24 protein-coding genes are annotated in these 23,183 nt (G+C 45.5%); 22 read left to right on the top strand and 2 right to left on the bottom strand.

Annotated elements, in window-relative coordinates:
- The first annotated feature begins 93 nt into the window (after positions 1 to 93).
- From MKY14_RS17825 to MKY14_RS17805, 5 genes are all read left to right on the top strand, one after another.
- Entirely contained in the window at positions 94 to 900 is an 807-nt protein-coding gene (locus MKY14_RS17825; protein ID WP_076128663.1) for an alpha/beta fold hydrolase, read from the top strand.
- A gap of 194 nt (positions 901 to 1,094) precedes the next feature.
- Positions 1,095 to 1,766, top strand: coding sequence for a DUF6483 family protein (locus tag MKY14_RS17820; protein ID WP_340976990.1), 672 nt, complete (start codon positions 1,095 to 1,097; stop codon positions 1,764 to 1,766).
- Positions 1,766 to 2,584: a PhzF family phenazine biosynthesis protein gene (locus MKY14_RS17815; protein WP_254848856.1), complete on the top strand. Its 819-nt coding sequence runs from the start codon at positions 1,766 to 1,768 to the stop codon at positions 2,582 to 2,584. The genes MKY14_RS17820 and MKY14_RS17815 overlap by 1 nt, the downstream gene beginning before the upstream one ends.
- 88 nt (positions 2,585 to 2,672) lie before the next feature.
- Positions 2,673 to 3,863 (top strand): class I SAM-dependent methyltransferase, encoded by a 1,191-nt coding sequence (locus tag MKY14_RS17810; RefSeq protein ID WP_076303094.1) that lies wholly within the window; start codon positions 2,673 to 2,675, stop codon positions 3,861 to 3,863.
- 1,823 nt (positions 3,864 to 5,686) lie between these two features.
- Positions 5,687 to 8,257 (top strand): O-antigen ligase family protein, encoded by a 2,571-nt coding sequence (locus tag MKY14_RS17805; protein WP_340976986.1) that lies wholly within the window; start codon positions 5,687 to 5,689, stop codon positions 8,255 to 8,257.
- Here MKY14_RS17805 and MKY14_RS17800 read toward each other — a convergent pair.
- Complete coding sequence (locus MKY14_RS17800) at positions 8,246 to 8,902, bottom strand: SdpI family protein (RefSeq protein ID WP_052097330.1); 657 nt, start codon at positions 8,900 to 8,902, stop codon at positions 8,246 to 8,248. The genes MKY14_RS17805 and MKY14_RS17800 overlap by 12 nt on opposite strands.
- A complete protein-coding gene (locus tag MKY14_RS17795) occupies positions 8,902 to 9,240 on the bottom strand; it encodes an autorepressor SdpR family transcription factor (RefSeq protein ID WP_076179758.1) in 339 nt (112 codons plus the stop codon). Before MKY14_RS17795 ends, MKY14_RS17800 begins: the two co-directional genes overlap by 1 nt.
- A 216-nt stretch (positions 9,241 to 9,456) precedes the next feature.
- On the opposite strand from MKY14_RS17795, the gene MKY14_RS17790 reads away from it, so the two are divergent.
- From MKY14_RS17790 to perR, 17 genes are all read left to right on the top strand, one after another.
- A complete protein-coding gene (locus MKY14_RS17790; protein ID WP_076128654.1) occupies positions 9,457 to 10,215 on the top strand; it encodes a glucose 1-dehydrogenase in 759 nt (252 codons plus the stop codon).
- Between the two features lie 350 nt (positions 10,216 to 10,565).
- A complete protein-coding gene (locus tag MKY14_RS17785; protein ID WP_036680184.1) occupies positions 10,566 to 11,180 on the top strand; it encodes a DedA family protein in 615 nt (204 codons plus the stop codon).
- A complete protein-coding gene (locus MKY14_RS17780; protein ID WP_076128653.1) occupies positions 11,177 to 11,743 on the top strand; it encodes a thioredoxin family protein in 567 nt (188 codons plus the stop codon). The genes MKY14_RS17785 and MKY14_RS17780 overlap by 4 nt, the downstream gene beginning before the upstream one ends.
- A gap of 4 nt (positions 11,744 to 11,747) precedes the next feature.
- Positions 11,748 to 12,377 (top strand): MBL fold metallo-hydrolase, encoded by a 630-nt coding sequence (locus MKY14_RS17775; protein ID WP_076128651.1) that lies wholly within the window; start codon positions 11,748 to 11,750, stop codon positions 12,375 to 12,377.
- Between the two features lie 545 nt (positions 12,378 to 12,922).
- Positions 12,923 to 13,468: an RNA polymerase sigma factor SigY gene (sigY, locus tag MKY14_RS17770; protein WP_076179762.1), complete on the top strand. Its 546-nt coding sequence runs from the start codon at positions 12,923 to 12,925 to the stop codon at positions 13,466 to 13,468.
- Positions 13,455 to 13,784, top strand: a complete 330-nt coding sequence (locus tag MKY14_RS17765) for a YxlC family protein (protein WP_076128645.1) — start codon at positions 13,455 to 13,457, stop codon at positions 13,782 to 13,784. Before sigY ends, MKY14_RS17765 begins: the two co-directional genes overlap by 14 nt.
- Complete coding sequence (locus MKY14_RS17760) at positions 13,781 to 13,996, top strand: hypothetical protein (protein ID WP_036680176.1); 216 nt, start codon at positions 13,781 to 13,783, stop codon at positions 13,994 to 13,996. Before MKY14_RS17765 ends, MKY14_RS17760 begins: the two co-directional genes overlap by 4 nt.
- 52 nt (positions 13,997 to 14,048) lie before the next feature.
- Positions 14,049 to 14,240, top strand: a complete 192-nt coding sequence (locus MKY14_RS17755) for a PLDc N-terminal domain-containing protein (protein WP_036680175.1) — start codon at positions 14,049 to 14,051, stop codon at positions 14,238 to 14,240.
- The gene (locus MKY14_RS17750; protein WP_340394623.1) at positions 14,240 to 15,154 is read left to right on the top strand and encodes an ABC transporter ATP-binding protein; all 915 of its coding nucleotides are present in this window, start codon (positions 14,240 to 14,242) and stop codon (positions 15,152 to 15,154) included. The genes MKY14_RS17755 and MKY14_RS17750 overlap by 1 nt, the downstream gene beginning before the upstream one ends.
- Positions 15,151 to 15,921, top strand: coding sequence for an ABC transporter permease subunit (locus MKY14_RS17745; protein ID WP_340976985.1), 771 nt, complete (start codon positions 15,151 to 15,153; stop codon positions 15,919 to 15,921). The genes MKY14_RS17750 and MKY14_RS17745 overlap by 4 nt, the downstream gene beginning before the upstream one ends.
- A 147-nt stretch (positions 15,922 to 16,068) precedes the next feature.
- The gene (locus MKY14_RS17740; protein ID WP_036680170.1) at positions 16,069 to 16,452 is read left to right on the top strand and encodes a hypothetical protein; all 384 of its coding nucleotides are present in this window, start codon (positions 16,069 to 16,071) and stop codon (positions 16,450 to 16,452) included.
- A 249-nt stretch (positions 16,453 to 16,701) separates the two neighbouring features.
- Positions 16,702 to 16,989, top strand: a complete 288-nt coding sequence (gene gatC, locus MKY14_RS17735; RefSeq protein WP_036680166.1) for an Asp-tRNA(Asn)/Glu-tRNA(Gln) amidotransferase subunit GatC — start codon at positions 16,702 to 16,704, stop codon at positions 16,987 to 16,989.
- A 27-nt stretch (positions 16,990 to 17,016) separates the two neighbouring features.
- Positions 17,017 to 18,474 (top strand): Asp-tRNA(Asn)/Glu-tRNA(Gln) amidotransferase subunit GatA, encoded by a 1,458-nt coding sequence (gene gatA / locus MKY14_RS17730; protein WP_076128638.1) that lies wholly within the window; start codon positions 17,017 to 17,019, stop codon positions 18,472 to 18,474.
- A gap of 11 nt (positions 18,475 to 18,485) precedes the next feature.
- Entirely contained in the window at positions 18,486 to 19,931 is a 1,446-nt protein-coding gene (gene gatB / locus MKY14_RS17725; RefSeq protein WP_076179766.1) for an Asp-tRNA(Asn)/Glu-tRNA(Gln) amidotransferase subunit GatB, read from the top strand.
- A 122-nt stretch (positions 19,932 to 20,053) separates the two neighbouring features.
- Positions 20,054 to 20,524, top strand: coding sequence for a GNAT family N-acetyltransferase (locus tag MKY14_RS17720; RefSeq protein ID WP_076146333.1), 471 nt, complete (start codon positions 20,054 to 20,056; stop codon positions 20,522 to 20,524).
- A gap of 45 nt (positions 20,525 to 20,569) precedes the next feature.
- Positions 20,570 to 22,471 (top strand): DUF4097 family beta strand repeat-containing protein, encoded by a 1,902-nt coding sequence (locus MKY14_RS17715; protein ID WP_248549640.1) that lies wholly within the window; start codon positions 20,570 to 20,572, stop codon positions 22,469 to 22,471.
- Between the two features lie 126 nt (positions 22,472 to 22,597).
- Positions 22,598 to 23,029 carry a peroxide-responsive transcriptional repressor PerR gene (perR, locus tag MKY14_RS17710; protein WP_036680160.1) on the top strand — a complete coding sequence of 144 codons (432 nt, stop codon included), beginning with the start codon at positions 22,598 to 22,600 and terminating at the stop codon, positions 23,027 to 23,029.
- Positions 23,030 to 23,183 lie beyond the last annotated feature (154 nt).

The following is a 23,183-nucleotide window of genomic DNA, read 5'->3' as shown; positions in this document are numbered from 1 at the left end:
TAAAAATAAGTTGTCCGTTTCAAGGCGGGCTGTTTTGCTTAATAATAGATATTAGACACATTATCTTAGTATTCTAGAAAGAGGGAAGCAGCCATGGAAAGAGTTCGTTGTGACGGAAGCAATATATGCTACAGTGATCAGGGGAAAGGCGAAGTTATTGTATTGCTGCATGGCTTTTGTGGAAGCGCTGAATATTGGGAACAAGTCATTCCTGTCTTAAGCAGCGGCTACCGAGTGATTGCTCCCGATTTACGTGGTCACGGAGCTTCGGAAGCTCCATTAGGACCTTATAGTATTGAACAAATGGCAGATGATGTTCTGGGTCTGTTAGATTCGCTGGAGATTGCTGAATGCATCATGCTTGGTCATTCGCTTGGCGGATATATTACGCTATCGTTTGCTCAGCGTTATGCCTCTCGATTGAAAGGCTTTGGATTAATTCATTCTACTGCTTATCCAGATAGTGAAGAAGCTAAGGAAAAACGACTGAAGAGTGTCAGCGCGATTCAAAATGAAGGGATTACTCCTTTCGTAGACAGCTTCGTACCAGGATTGTTTGCTGAAGCAACCGCTTCTGCATCTCCACAGCTGCTGGAGCGCGCTAAAGAAATCGGCTACAAAACGCCTCCACAAGGAGCGGCAGGAGCTGCACTGGCGATGCGTGAGCGTCCAGATCGACGGGATGTAATTACGGCCACTACGTTGCCGGTATTGCTTGTTGCTGGCGAGCAGGATGGATTGATTCCTGCTGAACGAACCTTTACTGCGGATAAACCGAATATAACGCAAGCAACGATATCGGGTGCAGGCCACATGAGTCTTTTTGAAGCTCCTGAACGGTTAGCCGAGATCATAAAGGATTTTGTTCAGGCTTCCGTTTTAGACAATAGCCGCGTATAAAAAATCATCTACAAAGAGGCAGCACGGCGCCATTATGGCGTGTGCTGCCTCTTTTTTTAAGGGCTAACTAATGATCTGGTATTCTCCTTAACTGGCATAGAATTCGGCAATGGTTTAAGATAAATCAATAGAATAACTTAAGTGGTCTGAGTCCTGAATTTTTTGCTACCACAGTACGGAAAAGGAGGAATTGCATGTTTCGAAGAGACTATATTGTCCGGATGATCGAAGATATGACGGCGATGGTTGCCAAGGTATTTTCTCTGAAGCAGGAACGGAAGACGACAGAAGCTTTATGGGAAATCGATGAGCTGTTGAACCGGCATTTTCCGCTGAATTCACGTCTTTTAAATTCACTATCTGTAGAAGATATCATAGATATGTCTCGTTTTGGCGGTGTGGTTGAGTCCGATAAGCTTCAAGGTCTGGCCAAACTGCTGAAGGAAGAAGGCAGCATTTATGCGGCAAATGGCGATAAGGATGCAGCATTATTTAGAAGTATGAGAGCTTTACACTTATATTTGTACGCGGATCTTCATGGAGCAGACAGGGAGCTGCTGCATATGACTCAGGAAATTGATGAACTCTTGCAGGATGTGCAGGCCTATCGTCTCCCGTCTAAAACGGAGCGGCTACTGTTGGAGTATATGGAGTCGGTAGGACGATATAGTAAAGCGGAGGACAGCCTCTACCGGCTGTGGGAGCAAGGAGAAGATGTTGTAATAGAAGGGGATAAGCTGTACAATCGGCTGCTGCTCAAATCATCTGCAGAATTGGAACAAGGTGCCCTTCCTCTGGAGGAAGTAGAGCAGGGGTTAAAAGAGTGGGGCAGGGTAACAGCGATACGAAAGGAAGCAGGAACCTGATGAATACGATGAATATCCCTTTATATATTATCGATGCTTTTGCAGAACAGGCTTATTCAGGCAATCCTGCGGCGGTATGTTTACTGGAGCATCCCGTCGATGAAGGTTATATGCAGAAGACAGCAGCGGAAATGAACTTGTCAGAGACAGCTTTTCTCTGGCCAGAGGAAGATGGATATCGCTTGCGATGGTTTACACCTAAAGTTGAGGTCAAGCTGTGTGGGCATGGGACTCTAGCAAGTGCGCATGTACTATGGGAGAGCGGATTGCTAGCGCCTGACATGGAAGCTAGGTTCTATACACGCAGTGGGTTGCTTAGAGCTTCTCGTTCAGGAGATTTGATCTCTCTGTACTTCCCGCCTTATCAGCTTCAACCCTCTCCTCTAATTTCAGGTCTCGCAGCAGCGCTTGGTATTGCAGAAGCGAATGTGGTGGAAACTATGCGATATGCTGACAATGTGCTTGTACGACTGGATCAAGAAGCCCGGGTTCGCGAACTTAGCCCTGACTTCGGAGCTTTATCCGGGCTTGAAGGGAGAGGCTTCGCGGTTACCGCAGAAAGCTCTATCGAAGGTATTGATTGTGTATCACGTTTTTTTGCGCCGAAGGTAGGAGTGAATGAGGATCCGGTAACAGGCTCAGCGCATACTGCATTGGCACCTTTTTGGGCGGATAGACTCAATCGTACGCAGTTGACCGCTTATCAAGCTTCGAAACGTGGAGGTTTGCTTCAGTTAGAGGTAAGTAAAGACGAGATTAAGTTGTCTGGGCGAGCATTAACTATAGTTAGTGGTGAGCTGCATGTTAAGCCCTGCTAGAACAAGGAACGCCCCTTGTTAACACGTGATATAATGAACGATGATGGTTAGGAGACATAGATTCTCCATTTTTAATCCCGAAAGTGAGATGTGCGTTGTGGAATCTTTAACAGCTCTAATTGAACAACTAATTAATGACCGTACTTTGATTACGGCTACCCTAAGTCAAGTACGTTATAAAGGCGAAAATTGTACCAAAGTGCAGGTTAAACCTGTTGAACTAAAGGGGAAGCTGCATTATCAGTTTGCGTCCTATATTGGTACAAAGGTAGAACATCGCAACGTACCCGCAGAGTTAGCGGCGGAAGAAATATCTCTTTTATTTAGAGAAACGTATCGGCAAGGTTTGTTGTGTACAGTAGAAGCCGATTATCAGGTGCTTATTAGTAAGAAATTCAAAGTATCAATCCTAACCAAGTCTCCAAGTAAAAAGGAAGAGCCGGATCTAGCTCACAACCGTCGCAAACGTTATGTGCTGGAGGATGGAGAGCCTGTGCCATTTCTGGTGGAGCTTGGAATCATGAATAAAGAAGGTAAAGTGCTGGCCAAAAGATATGATAAGTTTCGGCAGATCAATCGTTTTCTGGAGATGGTAGAGGACGTGCTTGCCGATCTGCCAACAGGCCGACCGTTGACGATTGTGGATTTTGGCTGTGGAAAATCATATTTGACCTTTGCGCTGTATCACTATCTGACCGTTCGCAAGAAGCGGGAGCTTAATATCATTGGGTTAGATTTAAAAGCAGATGTGATTGAGCATTGTAACGAACTTGCTGCCAAAATCGGTTATGATCACTTGAAGTTCTTCGTGGGTGACATTGCCGAGTATAATGAGCTGGAGCAAGTGGACATGGTGATCACACTTCATGCTTGCGACACAGCTACCGATGCTGCCCTTGAAAAAGCAGTACGTTGGGGAGCGTCTGTTATTTTGTCCGTGCCTTGCTGCCAGCATGAATTATTCGCACAAATCGAAAATGAAGTAATGAGCCCTATGCTTTCGCATGGCATATTGAAAGAGCGTTTTTCCGCCTTGGCTACAGACGCCATTCGCGCCAAATTGCTCGATATGATGGGCTATAGCAGCCAGCTGCTGGAATTCATCGATCTGGAGAATACACCGAAGAACATTTTGATTCGTGCCGTTAAGAGCTCAGCCGGGGACAACTCCGTCAAATGGCGCGAATACACCGCATTCCGCGATTTTCTGGGAGCAAAACCCTACCTCGAACGCGTATGCGCCGATCTGCTTCCTACTGAGAGTTCGGTAGAAGGGTAGAGGATATTAAGGTAGAAAGCGTAGGATGTTGCAGTGAGTGCGATCTAATGGCGAGTTGGTTTAGTTGTACTTTGTGCAATTAAATATGCTCTGAAGCTGCGTTTTAGTGATTTAGTTGCACTTTGTACACTTAAAAACGAACAATACTCCGCATATGGCGGGATTCTCGAAAAACAGTTGCACAAAGTACAATTAAAGTGGAAGTCAGTAGCGAAAGCACGGGAATAGCTGCACTTTTTACAACTATATAGCTTTTTTGATGAGAATTCGGATAGTGCAGCAAGTGTGATCTAATGGTTAGGATGTTGCAGTGAGTGCGATCTAATGGTTAGGACGGTACGGCTAGTGCGGTCTAATGGTGAGTTGATTTAGTTGTACTTTGTGCAACTGGATATGCTCAGAAGCTGCGTTTTAGTGATTTAGTTGCACTTTGTACACTTAAAAACGAACAATACTCCGCATATGGCGGGATTCTTGAAAAACAGTTGCACAAAGTACAATTAAAGTGAAAGTAAGCAGCGAGAGCACGGGATTAGCTGCACTTTTTACAACTATATAGCTTTTTTGATGAGAATTAGGATGGTGCAACTAGTGTGATCTAATGATTAGGATGTTGCAGTGAGTGCGATCTAATGGTTAGGACGGTACGGCTAGTGTGATCTAATGGCGAGTTGGTTTAGTTGTACTTTGTGCAACTGGATATGCTCAGAAGCTGCGTTTTAGTAATTTAGTTGCACTTTGTACACTTAAAAACGAACAATACCCCGCATATGGCGGGATTCTTGAAAAACAGTTGCAGAAAGTACAATTAAAGTGGAAGTAAGCAGCGAGAGCACGGGAATAGCTGCACTTTTTACAATTATATAGCTTTTTTGATGAGAATTCGGATAGTGCAGCTAGTGTGATCTAATGGCGAGTTGGTTTAGTTGTACTTTGTGCAACTAAATATGCTCTGAAGCTGCGTTTTAGTAATTTAGTTGTACTTTGTACACTTAAAAACGAACAATGCTCCGCATATGGCGGGATTCTTCAAAAACAGTTGCAGAAAGTACAATTAAAGTGGAAGTAAGCAGCGAGAGCACGGGAATAGCTGTACTTTTTACAACTATATAGCTTTTTTGATGAGAATTCGGATAGTGCAGCTAGTGGTGATCTAATGGTTAGGATGTTGCAGTGAGTGCGATCTAATGGTGAGTTGATTTAGTTGTACTTTGTGCAACTGGATATGCTCTGAAGCTGCGTTTTAGTGATTTAGTTGCACTTTGTACACTTAAAAACAAACAATACTCCGCATATGGCGGGATTCTCGAAAAACAGTTGCACAAAGTACAATTAAAGTGGAAGTCAGCAGCGAAAGCACGGGAATAGCTGCACTTTTTACAACTATATAGCTTTTTTGATGAGAATTCGGATAGTGCAGCTAGTGTGACCTAATGGTTAGGATGTTGCAGTGAGTGCGATCCAATGGTGAGGACGGTACGGCTAGTGTGATCTAATGGCGAGTTGGTTTAGTTGTACTTTGTGCAACTAAATATGCTCAGAAGCTGCGTTTTAGTAATTTAGTTGCACTTTGTACACTTAAAAACGAACAATACTCCGCATATGGCGGGATTCTCGAAAAACAGTTGCACAAAGTACAATTAAAGTGGAAGTAAGCAGCGAGAGCACGGGAATAGCTGCACTTTTTACAATTATATAGCTTTTTATGGGAATTAGGGCGGTACGGCTCCTTTGTGGAGAGGTATCGTCTTTTTGCGTTCTAGTCTTGTATAAGGGAAATGTGGAAAGGATAGAGATAAATTAACGAATACAGGGGTATCTAAATGTGGCGTTTTAAAAAAGACCGGAGTCTGGAATCATCAATCGCATATATGTGTGGAGCCTTAGTGATAACGGCTGGGGTGGGTGCTTGTTTGTTGCGGGGATTGTTTTTTACTGAGGAGATGTATCCCTTTCTAACTTTATGGTTTGTGTTGTGTTGTGCGTGCTCGCTTTATTATCTTGTTGGGGTTGGCGCAGGTGCAGTAAGTGGTATTACGGGAGTCAATGGAGTTAGTGAAGGTAGTGAAGGTAGTGAAGTTAGCGGAGAAAATAAAGCGTTAAGAATATTATTAAGCGTCCCTTTAATTATTCTATCACTTTATGTGATTCATTGGTTGCGCGGGCCGCTTTCCTCCCAGGGAACTATGAATGAAACGCTGCGGTGGGGCTTGTATGCTAGCTTTGCATTATTGGTTTGTTTTTGTGCGGTGAACCGGGTGGGGCGGCGGATTGTAAATGTAACTTGGTCTATGGCGGGTATGTTTTTGAGCATGAGCGCTTTGTTGGCTGTTTGTGGAGTGGTAAAGTTGCCTTTCGCTGTGGCCTACAGCAATTCATCGGAAGTAAGTGCCACAGGGGTTAGGTTAGCAGGATTGATGGAATATCCGAATGCTTTTGGTGCTGTTATGGCTGTTTTTCTGCTGGAACGGCTATTTGCTGTTGCTGTTTATTACGGGGAGCCAAAAAAGAGCGTGAATATGTTGGGAGCAAGAAGTGTTGGGCTGGGGATGGAGTGCGCAGAAGCAGAACGGAGGAGCAAAGGGGCAGGAGGCGTGGAAGCGGAGCAGGGAAAAGCGGGAAGCACGACCGCCGCGCTGCTGCGCTTGCTGCCGCTGTTCCCGTACACCGCCGCGCTGCTCCTCAGCGAGTCGCGCGGCGCATGGCTGACGGCGGCTTGCGCCTGCGCCGCCGTCTTGCTCTGGAAGCGGCAGCTAATCGCGCCGCTTCTTGCTGCTGGCGCCGCGCCCGTGGCCGCCGCGGCGCTACTCTACCGCCAACTGGCCCGTGCCGGGTTGGCGGTAGAGCCTGTGCCCGGCCTGCTGTTGCTGGCCGGGCTTTGGGCTGGCGCGCTGCTAGCCGGCCTGTGGCTGTGCCGCCGCCAGCGCAGCGCGGCGGGCACTGCCCGAGCCGCCATGCTGGCATTGGCGGCGGCGGGTTGGACGGCGGCGGGGATCGCCGTCCTCCTGCACGTGCGCGAGCGGATTACCGGACCGTCATCGACGGTATCCGCGCGCGGGCTGTTCTACCGCGACGCCTGGCGGCTAGCGGCAGAGGCACCTTGGCTGGGACGTGGGGGTGAGACTTGGCGGCATGCCTACCTTGCCGCCCAATCTCGCCCTTATGTAGGCAGCCAGGTGCATAATGGATACCTTGACATCCTGTTGAACTTAGGATTCGTTGGTCTTGCAGCCATACTCCTTATGCTGTTGGCAACAGGCTGGCTGCTGGCTACTAAATCGCCGCGGTTGCTGCCGCCGTTTATGGTCATCGTCTTACACAGCGTCGTCGATTTTGACTGGAGCTACGGATTATTTTGGCTGCTGCTATTCTGGCTGCCAGCGCTTGCTCTGGCTGAGGATAAGCAGAAACATCAATCTGCGCCAACCCACCCTCAGTCTGAGACCAAGCTGCCAATTCAATCCACATCTACGAATCCGCTCACCAATGTCTCTACACCAGCGAATCCGCTAATTGCTCAATCTTCATCTACGAACCCGCTCACCAATGTCTCTACACTAGCGAATCCGCTAATTGCTCAATCTTCATCTACGAATCCGCTCACCAATGTCTCTGCACCAGCGAATCCGCTAATTGTTCAATCTTCATCTACGAATCCGCTCACCAATGTCACTACACCAGCGAATCCGCTAATCGCTAACTCCACACCAGCGAATCCGCTGATCACTCACTCTACACCTACGAATCCGCTAATCGCTTACCCCACACCCAAGAAATCGCCCCAAATCCGCCTTCGCCAACTAATCGGAACTACGGTATGTTGTTTTTCGCTTCTGCTGGGGGTGCTATCTTTTCACGCCGCTCAAGGAGAGAAGTTCTATCGACAAGCGATTATGTCGGTGGATCCTTCGGTGAAGGTAGAGTTGCTACAGCAATCGCTGGGTTGGAATCCCCGGTCACCTCGAACGGTTATAGCATTATCTAGGCTGCTCTCGGGTGAACAGAGCGTGAGTCTGCTTCGGCAGAGTTTGTTGTATTCTCCCGAGAATGCCAGCTTAAGCTGGGAGCTGGCTGAACGATGGATGAGCAGTGACCATCCGGGGGCAGCGTTATATTGGATAGACCAGAGCTTTAGGCTGGATAAGTACAACAATGCCAAGTGGGTGAAGGCGATTGAAGGGATGCTTCTTATGGGGCAAAAAAAGCTTGCAGAAGGAAATCGAAAGGAAGGCCTAGTCTGCGTCGCCTCTGGGAATGAACTTCTTCTGGAATATAGAAGGTTGGCAGAAGAGGAGGCTAATAAAGGAGGGCAACATAATGATCGTGAGTTCCAAATGACAGAACAAGCCGACGACTTGAGTCGACGGCTTAGTATGCTGGCTTTACGATTTTAGCGGACGTGAAATCATCCAGGAGTAGAGAATGGGCACGATAATTGCAAGTACGAGTGCCGTAATAATAAGAAGCTGAGACAAGGCTCCGCTCAAAAAGGCTCCTGCAAAAATAAGTAGGCCACCGATCATCCACATTATCCCGGATAGACGATGTGTTTTTCGCCATACCTCGGGGTTGGCGAGCGTCCAGGCTGTACGAACCCCAAACAAGTAATTATCTTTTACCTGTGGCATGTAGTTGCCAAGAGCAATAAACATTATTCCAACAGCGCCTATGGCGATCTTCCCAACATTTATATCTTTACCTAGACCGTAAGCAATCGACAGCACCAGCATTAGATTAAAAAGCATCCCAATAGCAAGTCTGCTCATGGCATAGGCATTTTCGAATTTTTTGTAATTGTCCCGCTTAGGGTCGATGCTGCGTGTGAACTGCATGATCAGCGGGAGCACAATGCCTAAGATTCCGAACACAAAAATAGCTATATTTTTGTCCCAGTATCTGTTGACCTTACCCGTAATTCCAAATTGTGCCGGTAACTCCTGCGGAAGCTTGCTGTAATTGATCAGAGCGTAGGCTAATGTAGCTAAACCTAATATTACGATGAGGGTATCCTGCCATCTCCATTTGAAATCTTTCATCATTAATCCGCCTCCTTTTTGGAATCGATATCCTGATGTTGCTGCTTTCCGTCCAGTGATTTACTCTCCGTCTCCGTTTGCTTACCTGTCCCAGTGAGCTCCAATAACCAACCGAGAACCTCTTCGAGGACTGTTGTGTTTAGCGAGTACATAATAAATTGTCCTTTTCGCTCATCCTGTACAAGATCGGCATGCTTCAGCGCATTCAGATGGTGAGAAATGCTTGGCTTAGACATGTTGAAAAAATCTGCGATTTCACCTGCGGTTCGATCTTTCTCCCTTAGTAACCGAATGATTTGGCGACGGGTAGGGTCAGCTAGTGCTTTAAAGGATTCATTCATATTCCACCCTGCCTTTCGATATTTAAATAATTATCTAAATATATAATAGCTCTTTGCTTTGATAGCTGTCAATGCAGTATTCACTCAGCAATAGCGTGTGTAAAAGTGTCACCGAATCTTTAAAATTAAGGACCGTCCAAAGCCTACTCGTGTTAATACTAACGATGGGCATGCATTCTTTGATGCACCGAACATACGACGCAGAGGAGCGGATATATGATACTAACCAATAAAGTCGCAGTTGTTACGGGTGCAGGATCGGGGATTGGAGAAGCGATTGCTCTGCTTTTTGCCCGACAGGGTGCTAAAGTGATTGCTGCGGACATCCATCTGGCGAATGTAGAAGCGGTAGCCAAAAAGGCGGAAAAGGGTGAGGGACACGGAGTCGTCTACCCCGTAAAGGCTGATGTCTCGAAGGAAGAGGACACACAGCGAATGATTGATGCCGCAACCACACAGTTCGGAGGCCTTCATATCCTTGTTAATAATGCCGGAATTATGGATAAAATGACGCCAGCGCACGAGATCACTGATGACTTGTGGGAACAGGTGCTTGCGGTCAACGTAACCGGTCCGATGAGAGCCATTCGTAAGGTTTTGCCGATTTTTATGGCGCAGGAAAGCGGATGTATCATCAATGTAGCCTCTATTGGCGGCTTAGCGGGCTCGCGGGCGGGAGTGGCTTATACTTCCTCTAAGCATGCTGTAATCGGGATGACCAAAAATATAGGATTTCAATACGCTAAGCTTGGAATTCGCTGTAATGCCATAGCGCCGGGCGGGGTAAAGACAAATATTGATCTGTCTGATCCAAGTCCTTTTGGGAGTCAAAAAGCGGGCGAAGGTATGGCGTCGATGCCACGGACAGGAGAGAGCAGTGAGATTGCTTCAGTAGCTTTATTTTTAGCTTCAGATGCTGCAAGCTTTTTGAATGGATCGGTGATAACGGCGGATGCCGGCTGGATGGCTTATTGATTGAGCGCAGATAAAAAGGTGTTCATTTTCCCTTTATTGGTGGAATTTGTTCACCTTTTTTGTTTATGCCTATTACTCAAACTCTTTTTAAGTATGGATTGGAAGATGGAAGCTGCTTGCCGCGTAAGTAGAAGTGATAAGGTTGCTTGTGCTAGAATAGGCTAAGAGAAACTGGAAAATATAGCAGAGCGGCAAAGCTTTTAAAAATATAAGAAAGTATAAGATTAGTATCTATGCTTTTATGTTCTTATATTTCACTCGCTTAAACGCTTAGTGTCTTATAAAGATGCCAAAGGCGATTAGCTTGATACATGTAGCCATATTCTGCGGAAAAGGGAGGAGGAGCACGTTTGCATTTTATTTCTGATCTGATCTCGACATTATTTGAATGGATTCAGAGTCTTGGTTATTTTGGGATTATGATCGGACTGATGATTGAAGTTATTCCTAGTGAAATTGTATTGGCTTTCGGTGGTTTCTTGGTATGGAGTGGAGATATTAATTTTTTCGGCGCAGTATTGTTTGGTACGATAGGCGGAGTGATTGCCCAGATCTTTGTATATTGGATTGGCCGTTATGGGGGCAGGCCTGTACTGGAGAAATACGGGAAATATATTCTTATCCAAAAAAAGCATATTGATCATTCGGAAGAGTGGTTCAATAAATATGGGACAGGCGTAATCTTTACGGCACGCTTTATTCCCGTTGTTCGCCATGCCATTTCCGTTCCAGCGGGGATTTCTCGTATGCCTTTAGGTAAGTTCACTTTATTGACTACACTTGCTGTTATTCCATGGAGTGCTTTGTTCGTATATCTCGGTATGACATTGGGGAATAAGTGGGAAGATATTGACGAGGTAGCAGCTAAGTATACCAACGAAATTATTCTCGTAGCGTTAGCACTAATCATCATTTATTTTGTGTATAAGTGGTTTAAATCCAAGAAGAGGGGGACTGCAAAATGAAACCGAATGTAGCTCATAAATTTGGAAAAGGTCTTACACCGCGCCAATTTGTAGAAAGCATGACGAAGAACCAGCAGGCTTTTGAATCCTGGTATGAGAAGTTTTCTTGGGAAGATGAGAGTGACAAGGAATTTTTTGAAAGCCTGAACCATCGTGATGATTTGCGAGTACTTATCCTTGCCGCTGATTGGTGTGGAGATGTAGTTCGTAATGTCCCTGCGGTATTCCGTATTTTGGAGACTGCCGGAATGAAGACAGAGGTATTCATTTTGGAGGAGAACCAGGAGCTTATGGATGAATTCTTGACCATGGGCGGAAGATCTGTTCCGATTGTGATCTTTGCAGATACCGGCGGATATGTGCTTGGACATTGGGGTCCTCGTCCAGAGCATGTGCAGAGCCTAATGAGAGAGTTCAAACGTGAGAATCCTGATCGCGAGGCCGCTGATTACGACAGCAAAATCGCAGAAGTACGTAAGGCTATGGGGCAAGCTTATGGGGAAGGAACGGAATCACAAGCAGTTATCGCAAAAGAGCTGCGTAGTCTGATTTCCGGATTCTAGACCAATGCTAAATATACGTTCGTTTAATTTAGGTCCTCTTCAGACCAATGCCTACTTGCTGACAGGTGCAGATCCAACGAAGGGTATCATTATTGATCCCGGTATGAATCCTGCGGCATTAGTGCGGAGTATTGAAGGGATGGAGATCGAGGCTATTTTGCTGACGCATGCGCACTTTGACCATATGGGCGGCGTAGACGAAATTCGTAAAGCTAAGAAATGCCCTGTTTATTTACATCCACTAGAGAGTGAATGGCTCAGCAGCCCTAAGCTAAATGGTTCATTGATGTGGCCTGATGTTTCATCTCCTTTAACTACAGATCCTGCAGAATATGATCTGGCAGAAGGACAAGTTCTGCAATTCATCGGACATACCTTCCGCGTGTACCATACACCTGGGCACTCTCCGGGCAGTGTCAGCTTCCTATGCGGGAATGATTTATTCTCTGGAGATGTGCTGTTTAAGATGGGAGTTGGGCGCACCGATTTGCCTGGTGGCAGGGAACGTGATTTGTTCGATTCTATTCGTGGCAAGCTGTACAAAATGGATGATGAAGTGAAGGTTTATCCAGGTCATGGCTCCCGAACAACCATCGGTTTTGAAAAAGTCCGTAACCCTTATATCCCTCAATAAACAATCATTCTAGTAGAACTGACAAGAATCGAGGAATTTTTGATAGACAAAGGGATACAAAAGGACTACAATATTGTTAAATAAATGTAACATTAACCTCGCGAAGCACGCAGACTGCGGAATTAATCCCGGTTTGCGTTCTTTTTTTGTCTACATATAGGTTTAAAAGCATGGGGGGAAATAGATTGGAGAAGAATATATATTACCCGTTGGATTACGGATGGTATGACTCCAAGGAGAAATGGACTAGTTTTTGCAGCAGTAAATGCCGATGTTTTTCAGAATGTTCTGGAAAGGGCGGTTTTTGTACTTCCATCGAACGCAGGGACATACAATCTGAGAATAAGGATGTGAGAATACCAGTGAATTCAGGAGGCGAGCCTAGAAGAACGCCTCTTTTTTGGCATTTCCCTGCTGAAGCAGGATTGCTTCAGCCATGGCGGTGTAAGCTCTGGGAGCTCAAAAAATAAAATTAAAGCGCATTGAACGAATCACTATACATAATCGTATTACAAATAAGAACGAAATCCTGAATGGAGGGGCAGATGAGCGATCAGGCGCTGGAGAAAATCAGACGGGCACAGCAGGGAGATACTTCAGCACTGTCTTCACTGCTGCGAGAACATTATACTTTTCTGTTCAAATATCTACTCAAAGTAACTATGGATCCGTTGCTGGCAGAGGATCTTGTACAGGACACGATGGTCAGATGTATGGAAAAAATCAATACCTATAACGGTTCTTCTTCGTTCTCCTCTTGGTTAATTACGATAGCCACCAGAATATTTATCGATCGAAAGCGGCGCTGGAAACGTGAGGCAGAATGGAAGAAACGGGAACAGCAGGCGCAGGGCACCCGTTCGATTCGTTGGCGGTTTGAGAGCAGGGGGGAAGAATGGAGTGAAGTACTTGATTCCATTTCCAAGCTACCCTCTGCTCAGAGGGTAGCTGTGCTGCTGAAGCATTATTATGGTTATAGCTATGAAGAAATCGGTGTGATCATGCAAATCCCTTCTGGCACGGTCAAATCGCGTGTGTCCCTTGGTCTTAACCAATTGCGAAAGGAGCTGAATGAGGATGGAGAAGGATAAGGAGCCAGAACTGTATTTGCACAAGCTTACTGAAGAGCTTGAACGTTTGGATGCGCAATATGATGACCTCACCCCACCTTCGTTACAGGAACTGGAGTGGTTAATGGCTGATGCAGCTGTGCAGAGAAAGAGAAGGGAACGCAAAGAACTACTGTTATTCTGGGGGGTCTCATTGATCCTGATCTGCGCATTTTTATCCATTCTCACTTCTGCGCCAATGATCTATTGGATTATTCAGGCGATCATTCCTATTGTAGGACTGGGTGGCTTAGGGATCGCCAGGATCAGAAGAAATAGAGAAGGTGTACAAGAATGAATGAGCTGCAGGATGTGCCTCTTTGGTTGTGGTTTGGCATAGCAGTAGCGTTAATGCTGCAGGGGACCTTACTGTTCCGGGACGCAAGACGGCGAGGGAAAAAAGCTTGGTTCTGGGGATTGTGGGCGATTACTACAGTTCCGTCACCCGCATTAGTCTACTTACTTGTTGTTATTCTTCCTGATCGACGTAGACGGAAGAAGCAGTTGTGAAGCTTTAGTAAAAAGCTCGTCCCTTTCATCTTATTACAAGGAGTGGTACTTCATGGAAGAGGTAAAATGGGGTTTAATCATGCCGTTAATTATTCTGCAGGCTTTGCTTGCTATTATTGGTCTGATATCTCTGGCCAAAGCGGATAACGTTCGTGGTCCAAAATGGATGTGGATTATTATCATTATTTGCGGAAATATATTAGGCAGCGTAGCTTATTTCACAATAGGAAGGAAAGATGTCTGATGTCACTCCTTCAAGTTAAGAATTTGCGCAAAAGCTATGGGGCGCATATTTCCGTAAATGATATAAGCTTTGAAATTGAGAAAGAACGGTGCGTCGCTTTACTGGGGCCTAACGGTGCTGGGAAAACGACCACACTTCGTATGCTGGCAGGGCTGCTAGAACCCACCTCTGGAATGATTTCATTTGAGGGGAGCCGTCCTGGAGCCGAATATCGCAGAGGATTAGGATATGTGCCACAGTCCCCAGCTTTTTATGGTTGGATGACTGGACATGAATATGTTGTTTTCGCTGCAAAGCTTAGTGGAATGGGAACTAAAGACGCATCCAGCAGGGCATTGGAATCGCTTGAGCGTGTAGGGCTTAAAGGTGATGCTCGTCGCCGGATTGGTGGATACTCCGGTGGGATGAAGCAGCGGCTGGGTCTGGCTCAGGCGCTTGTGCACCGGCCTCGTCTGCTGTTGCTTGATGAGCCTGTATCTGCACTTGATCCGATTGGCCGCAGAGAAGTAATGGGACTGCTGCGGGAGATACGTGAAGAGACAACTGTAGTTTTTTCTACACATGTGCTGCATGATGCAGAAGAAATTTGCGATGATATTATTTTAATGAATCAGGGCTTGATTGCTGAGAAGGGGTCTTTATCACAGCTGCGTACACAATACAGCCTTCCTGTTATTCGTTTACGTACAGAGAAGCAAGAAAAAGCTATTCAGTGGCTGGAGTCTCTTGCTGCCAAACCGTTTGTACTAGAGACTCAGTTGTTCGGAGATCAGGCAATTTTTAATGTGAACGATGTAGACATGGCCCGATGGACGATTCTGCAAGAAGCGGCGCAGCTCGAAATTCCATTACTGCAATTTGAAGCGGGTTCTTCCACGTTAGAGGATTTATTTATGAAGGTGGTGGGAGTATGAGAAGCGCCTGGGTCCTTTATCGCAAAGAAATGCTCGAAATGGCTCGCAGTTATAAGTTAATCTGGATACCTGTCGTTTTTATCCTATTAGGTATTATGCAGCCGTTAACTACTTATTATTTGCCGGAAATATTAAAAGCTTCAGGTGATGTTCCCCCAGGTCTGCTAGAGGGGTATGAAATACCGAGTGCCGCAGCTGTGATGGCGCAATCTCTGGGACAGTACGGAACGATCGGAATGTTAGTATTGGCGCTTGGCGCGATGAATGTTTTAGCCGGTGAGCGCTATAGCGGAACTATGGAATTAATTCTGGTAAGGCCGGTTTCTCCAGCCGCAATAGTGTTCGCTAAATGGGCAGCGCAGCTGACCCTGTTGATCGTTGCTCTAGGATTAGGTGCAGCGGGGGCGGCTTACTACACGGAGCAGTTGATTGGTTCACTATCTTGGGGAGATGTCATCGCAGCTTCTGGAGTATATGGATTGTGGCTGTTATGTGCTGTCTCAGCTACGTTGTTGTTTAGTGGATTTTTAAAATCTCCAGTTGCCGCCTTTTTAGCATTGGCGCTAATGGCAGGATTATCATTAGGCCAAAGCTTATTACCTTCATGGTTTGAATGGGCACCTGCGGGTCTTTCCGGGTTATCGGCTGGAATTCTTATGGCTGGAGAAGGCTTCAGGGTTGGACCCTATCTTTCAGCAGCTATTTTGATCTTGATTTGTTTAATGGGTGCTGCACTTTTGACAAGGAAGAATAACTTACCCGCTTGAACCATAAGTTATATTTTTATTAAATATAGTATATTTTCATAGAATTTGTAGGATCGGCCAGCCTTCAACTAGACAGTTCTATCTTTTTTTAGTAGACTGTTGAAACAAGCAAAATCTTGAAAGATTTTGGGGTTAGGAGGTAGGGCGATGCTGCGTTTAGGAGAGAAGATTGTCATTGTTGCGGACGCTTTCGAGCAGAGTCTTCCTATCGGGGAATACGGCTACCTAATTGCTTACGACCGCAATCCCGATAATGCGTTTGACTATGTTATTCGTGTACCAGAGGCTAATAGGAACTTTTATGTTCCGGCTGAGGACATTGAGGCGGAAGAACATTTATTAGTAGCTGAGGCTGAGAGAGCAACGCATGAAGCGTTGATTGATTATGCTTTGTCCACGTACAATGAGAAGCTGTTCCATCATTTGATGAACGGTGAAGATATGGATATAGAAGAGACGGAATCAACGTCAAGCGAAAGCATGTCCCAAGCGGATTTCATCAAACAAGTGAATCTTCGAGCTTGGATTTAAGGAAGGCCGGCGCAAGCCGGCTTTTTTGTTTTGTCATACCGCTGCTAAATGCTGAGAAATCACTGACTGTCAAAACCCTTCTCTATGAATATACTAACGATACGCTCCTTTAAAATGTGTAGGAATCTCCTTCACTTTGATAAAGGAGCGTTTGTTTTACAGCCCATCATTGAATTGTCCAAGCTTCTACAATATAATTAAAAACGTTATCCGGGCGCTTTAGCCCTTTAAACAGGAGGGATTTTTCTTATGAGCATTACCGTTAAAGATGTGCAGCATGTGGCCAAGCTGGCTCGTCTGCAGCTGAGCCCGGAAGAAGAGGCAACCTTTACAGAACAAATGAATGCTATTTTACAATATGCCGAGAAATTAAATGAGCTAGATACGGAGAATGTAAAGCCGACAACGCATGTGCTGCAAGTCAGCAATGTAATGCGGGAGGATGTTGTGAAGGATAGCCTTACGCAAGAGGAAGCACTTCTTAACGCTCCAGATGATGAAGACGGACATTTCAAGGTTCCAGCTGTTTTGGAATAACTACATAATTAGAAAGGGGGAAGAATCTTGAGCCTGTTTCAAAATCGATTGCCTGAAGTACACCGCATGTTAACTGCTAAAGAGGTATCGGTCAGTGAACTGACTGAAGAATCGCTGGCGATTATCGCTGAGCGGGATAAGAACGTAAATGCATTTTTGACCTTGAATGAGGAGGGCGCTCGTAGCACTGCACGCGCTTTGGACGACAAACTGGCATCCGGAGCAGCACGTGGGTTGCTGTTTGGTCTTCCTGCTGGAATCAAGGATAATATTGTAACTAAAGGCCTGCGCACAACTTGTGCCAGCCAATTTTTGAGCGACTTCCAGCCGATTTATAACGCTACTGTAGCTTCTAAACTGCAGCAAGCAGATGCCGTAACGATCGGTAAATTAAATATGGATGAATTCGCAATGGGCGGATCTAATGAGAACTCAAGCTTTGGTCCTGTACGCAATCCTTGGGATTTAGAGCGTGTGCCCGGCGGTTCCAGTGGCGGATCTGCAGCAGCAGTAGCTGCGGGCGAGGTGTTCTTCTCACTAGGTTCGGATACTGGGGGTTCCATCCGCCAGCCAGCTTCCTATTGTGGTGTTGTAGGTCTCAAACCTACTTATGGTCTTGTATCACGTTACGGGCTGGTAGCCTTTGCCTCCTCACTAGATCAGATTGGACCATTAACACGTAATGTAGAGGATTCTGCCTATGTGCTTCAAGCAATTGCTGGTTATGATGCCCAGGACTCTACTTCGGCTAAAGTAGAAATTCCTGATTATTTGAGTTCACTTACTGGTGATGTTTCCGGACTTCGCATTGCTGTTCCTAAGGAATACCTGGGAGCAGGTGTCGATGCTTCTGTGCGTGAGACAGTTTTGTCTGCACTTAAAGTGCTGGAAGGAATGGGTGCTGTCTGGGAGGAAGTTTCATTACCACATACGGAATACGCAGTAGCAGCTTATTATTTGCTGTCCTCTTCGGAAGCTTCATCTAACCTCGCGCGTTTTGACGGTGTGCGTTATGGCGCACGTGTAGATGAAGGCGGAGGATTGCTTGATCTATATCTTAATTCCCGCAGCCGCGGCTTTGGCCCTGAGGTTAAACGTCGTATTATGTTGGGTACTTATGCACTCAGCTCCGGGTATTACGATGCTTACTATTTAAAAGCACAAAAGGTGCGTACTTTGATTAAACAGGACTTTGATGACATCTTTAAAAAATATGATGTGGTCATCGGCCCAACAGCACCAACGACAGCATTCAAATTGGGTTCACAGACTGAAGATCCGCTGACCATGTATCTGAACGATATTCTCACGATTCCTGTAAGCTTGGCGGGTATTCCGGCCGTGAGTGTTCCTTGTGGTTTTGCGGAAGGTATGCCTGTAGGTCTGCAAATTATCGGTAAGGAATTTGACGAGAGCACGATTCTGCGTGTCGCTCATGCTTTTGAACAAAATACAGATCATCACAAGCAGCGTCCACAGCTGTAGTAAAGGAGGGAATGGGATTACTTATGTCTAAATACGAAACCGTCATCGGCTTGGAAGTTCACGTAGAACTTCATACCAACTCCAAAATTTTCTGCGGATGCTCCACTGAATTTGGAGCCCCACCTAACACTCATACCTGTCCTGTCTGCTTGGGTCACCCCGGCGTATTGCCAGTGCTCAATAAACAAGCGGTAGAATACGCAATGAAAGCAGCGATGGCGCTGAATTGCACCATTGGTGATGTTAGCAAATTTGACCGCAAGAACTATTTTTACCCGGATTCACCAAAAGCTTATCAGATTTCACAATTTGATCAGCCTATCGGCCTGAACGGTTGGATCGACATTGAAGTTAACGGAGAGACCAAACGGATCGGCATTACTCGTCTTCATTTGGAAGAGGATGCAGGTAAGCTTACGCACGTAGATGGCGGATTTGCCTCGCTAGTCGATTTTAACCGGGTGGGAACACCCCTTATCGAAATCGTATCCGAACCTGATCTGCGCTCCCCTGAGGAAGCTCGTGCTTATCTGGAGAAAATCCGTGCGATTATGCAGTATTGTGACGTATCCGATGTCAAGATGGAAGAAGGATCGATGCGCTGTGACGCGAACATCAGTCTACGCCCAGAAGGACAAGAGGAATTCGGCATTAGAGCAGAGCTTAAGAACATGAACTCCTTCCGCGGTGTATTGCGTGGACTGGAGTATGAACAATATCGTCAGGCTGAGATCCTGGATGATGGTGGAGTTGTTGTGCAGGAGACTCGCCGCTGGGATGAAGCACAAGGGAAAACATTATCGATGCGCGGGAAAGAAGAAGCGCATGATTATCGTTACTTCCCGGACCCGGACTTGATCGTTCTGCATATTGATGATGCTTGGAAAGAATCCATTCGTTCAACGATTCCAGAACTTCCGGATGCTCGGAAAGCACGTTATAGCGGGGAACTGGGCCTGACAGCTTATGATGCAGGCGTCATTACATCCTCTAAACTGTTAGCGGACTTTTTCGAAGGGTGTCTTGCCTATACGCAGGATGCCAAGGCTGTAGCTAACTGGATTATGGGTGACTTGCTTGCCTATTTGAATGGTAATAATCTGGAGTTGTCGCAGGTACAAATTACACCACAAGGGCTAGGCGAGATGATCGGGCTGATTGCAGCCGGAACCATCAGCAGCAAAATCGCTAAAACAGTATTTAAAGAAATGCTAGAGAGCGGTAAACTGCCAGCTGTTATCGTTGAGGAAAAAGGTCTAGTGCAGATCAGCGATGAAGGTGCCATTAAAGGGATAGTGGAAGCAGTCGTAGCCGCCAATCCGCAATCAGTGGAAGATTATAAAGCGGGTAAACAGAAAGCAATCGGCTTCCTGGTCGGACAAGTCATGAAAGAAAGTAAAGGTAAGGCGAATCCGGGTCTTGCTAATAAACTTCTCATCGAGGTATTGAGCAGCTAAACGCTTGTCGTCTGTAAAAGGACGCCAGCGGCGTTTATAATTGGGGTAATATACTTATGTAATAAGCTAAGGGCTTGTCGGCAACGGCAGGCCCTTAGCGGCATATAAGGGGACTGGTTAGGATGAATACAATTAACAAGCTAAATCTGCAGGATGAAAGCACCGTTAATGAATTATGGAGTCTTCAGCATAAGGCCTATAGACTGGAAGCTGAACTTATAGGCTTTCGTGAAATACCACCTCTGATGGAGACGAGAGAAATGCTCAGCAGCTCTAAAGAGGGTTTTTATGGCTGCTTCGATAAAGATGAGGAACTAATGGGTGCTGTTGCTGTAGAGGAAGAATCTCCTGGAAAATTGACGATTACACGAATGATGGTGGGGCCGGACTTTTTTCGTAGAGGTATCGCTAGCCATCTTTTGGAATATGTATTTGAGCATTTTGCAGGGATGGAGCAATTCATTGTGTCGACAGGCAAAAAGAATACACCTGCCGTTTCGTTGTACAGTAAACATGGTTTTCTGCCTACCGGTGTGGAGGAAGTCGCTCCAGGAGTTGAATTGATTGAATTTCATCGGAGTGGTTCTCTTTGAAAAAAGATATTCATAGACAACTATTTACGAAAGGAGGAGTCCAAAATGAAACATGACTCTGCAATGCTCCCAGAGCAGGAAGAACTGCAAGGTTCTGTTGATATAGAGACTAAGGAAAATGAGATACAGAAGAGGATTATTCCTCCGCGTCCGAAGCGGCGCCACCGCAAACGTAAATTTATTGCTGGACTGCTGGCAGCACTCATCCCTGGGACGGGGCATTTGTATTTTGGGCTTCTCCGAAAAGGGATCACCTTCATCTTTCTAATTCTTTTGGATATCTCAGCTTTATTGTATTTCTCATCCATCGGGATGCAGATCAATGTTCCACTGCTTATTTTACTTGCGCTCATTATTCCAGTGATCTATTTTTATAACGTGTATGACGTATTGCAATCAGCGGACAGGCTTCTTCGCTTCCCAGAGGATCATGATCTTGATATTTCTGTGACCAAAGCAAACGAGGCTCCTAAACGTCGTAGTATCGTCAGCGAGCCTGGGATATCCTTTGGACTCTTATTGCTCTTAGGGGGCGCCCTGCTTATTCTGTTCCGGCAGAAACCAACATGGCTCCAGTTCTTTATTGAACATTATGCCGAAATGGCCGTGTCTGTCATTTTAGTATGCGGTGGCTTATTTATAGGAGCTAGAGAAATTGCCAGAGCAGTTGTGCAGCGTAAAGACAATGAACCTCGCAAGCGGCGCGTGGGAAGATATACGGCTTCTGTATTACTGATAGCTATTTCTGTTCCTTTGTTTTTGGATTGGAGAGAGGGAACTGACTATATGCTTCTGCTCTTGAAGTGGTGGCCAGTCATCCCGGTGTTATGGGGGATTGAGTTCCTGCTGATGTTTATCTTCTCTAACCGTTCAGCCAAGGGAACCAGAATCAGATTGGATTTACGTGGGCTTTTATCTGCTATATTGCTAGCTGCGAGTGTATTTATTGTTGCAGAGCAAGAACATTATTTATATCTATGGAAAAATGTCAGTCTAAACCTGACGGCAGCAGCAGTGGACTATGGTGAGGCTAAAGGCAGCAAATATCAGAAAGCCCCGCTAATTGTTCCGGTGGAATTAAATACAGCAAAAATATCTATTGATAGTATTAATGGTGATATTTTATTACACCGTGCTCCAGTGGATGATATTCAAATTACAACGACAGTTTGGGTAGATCAGTTGGATGGGCCGATGGCTGAAGCTATATCAGAACAGTCCTTTGTGGACGTTGTTGAAGGGCCCAACATAAAAATCACCTCGAATAGCAAGGCCTATGGAGAATCTGGTAAACGCCAGCCACGCATGGATCTAGACATTTACTTGCCGGAGGATCGCCGCTTTAACCTCGATGTTCGCACTATGAATGGCGGGATCACGTTGCAGAATGTAGAAGCCATTGAAGACATTTCTCTGGAAACGGGGAATGGAGAGCTGATCCTTCATCGTATCTTTGGTAATGTTAAGGGAAAAACACTGAATGGAGCTGTCCGTGCCAGATCTGTTCAAGGTAGCGTTGATTTAACAACGAGCGGAGGCAATATGAATGCTTGGGATGTTACCGGTGCTTTGAAATTATCGACGGCTGTCGGCAATATTAGTGCGATCGGAAATAGCAATGATATCGATATTACTACCAAAAACGGTAATTTAGAGGTGGATGGAGCCAGATCCAAGCTACATGCCGAATCTCTAAATGGTACCATTGATGTTCGCTCTTCTGATGTCGCTGGAGATTGGGACATTTATAGCGCAGTTGGTGACATTCAATTGTATTTACCGATGTTAAGCAACTATACAGTGAATGGTTCCAGTGGATATGGTGATATTACTTCAGATTTGCCTGAACTTACAATTGATAAGAAAAAAGTATCAGGTGAAGTGGGAACCGGCGAGTTCAAGCTTCATGTTGAAGGAAATAGCAATCTAAATGTTAGGAAATATTGAAAAAAGTAATTTTTCTTATATAATAATAAATATAATGTATAGACTTCGTTGACAATATTGAAAAATCGGTCTTACAATCTTAAGAAGTATTTCTTTTATTTTTAAATTCAAAAGGCGGTGACAGTAATGGGGAGTGGAGTACAACATGCACTGGAACAATTAAAGACAACAGGTGTCCGTATAACGCCCCAGCGTCATGCGATTCTTACGTATTTGATGGAAGCAATGAATCATCCTACAGCTGACGATATATACCGGGCGCTAGAGCCGAAATTTCCGAGCATGAGCGTAGCAACTGTATATAATAATCTCAAGATGTTTATGGAAGCCGGCATGGTTCGCGAGTTGACCTACGGAGATAGTTCCAGTCGTTTTGATGCCAATGTATCTGATCATTATCATGTCATCTGTCAGCTATGCGGTAAGATTGAAGATTTTAGTTATCCTTCGCTTCATGATGTTGAGATACATGCAGAGCAGGAAACGGGCTTCAAAATTACGGGTTTGCGTATGGAATTGCATGGAGTTTGCAAATGTTGCAGAGAGAAGCAACAATAAGACAGAATACTACTGTACTTAAGGGCGTATAGCCAAGCTACACAATAAACGTGTGAAATCCGAAAGCGGAGGACTCACGTTTTTATTTTTTTCAAAATAACAAAATATAGTGAAAATGACTAACTTATACTGGTTATCCGGAACCAAGTGGATG

This window comes from Paenibacillus sp. FSL R5-0887, from assembly GCF_038002305.1.
Taxonomy (GTDB): domain Bacteria; phylum Bacillota; class Bacilli; order Paenibacillales; family Paenibacillaceae; genus Paenibacillus_AQ; species Paenibacillus_AQ odorifer.
The sequence above is the reverse complement of the archived record's forward strand: the minus strand, read 5'-3'. Positions and strand labels throughout refer to the sequence as shown.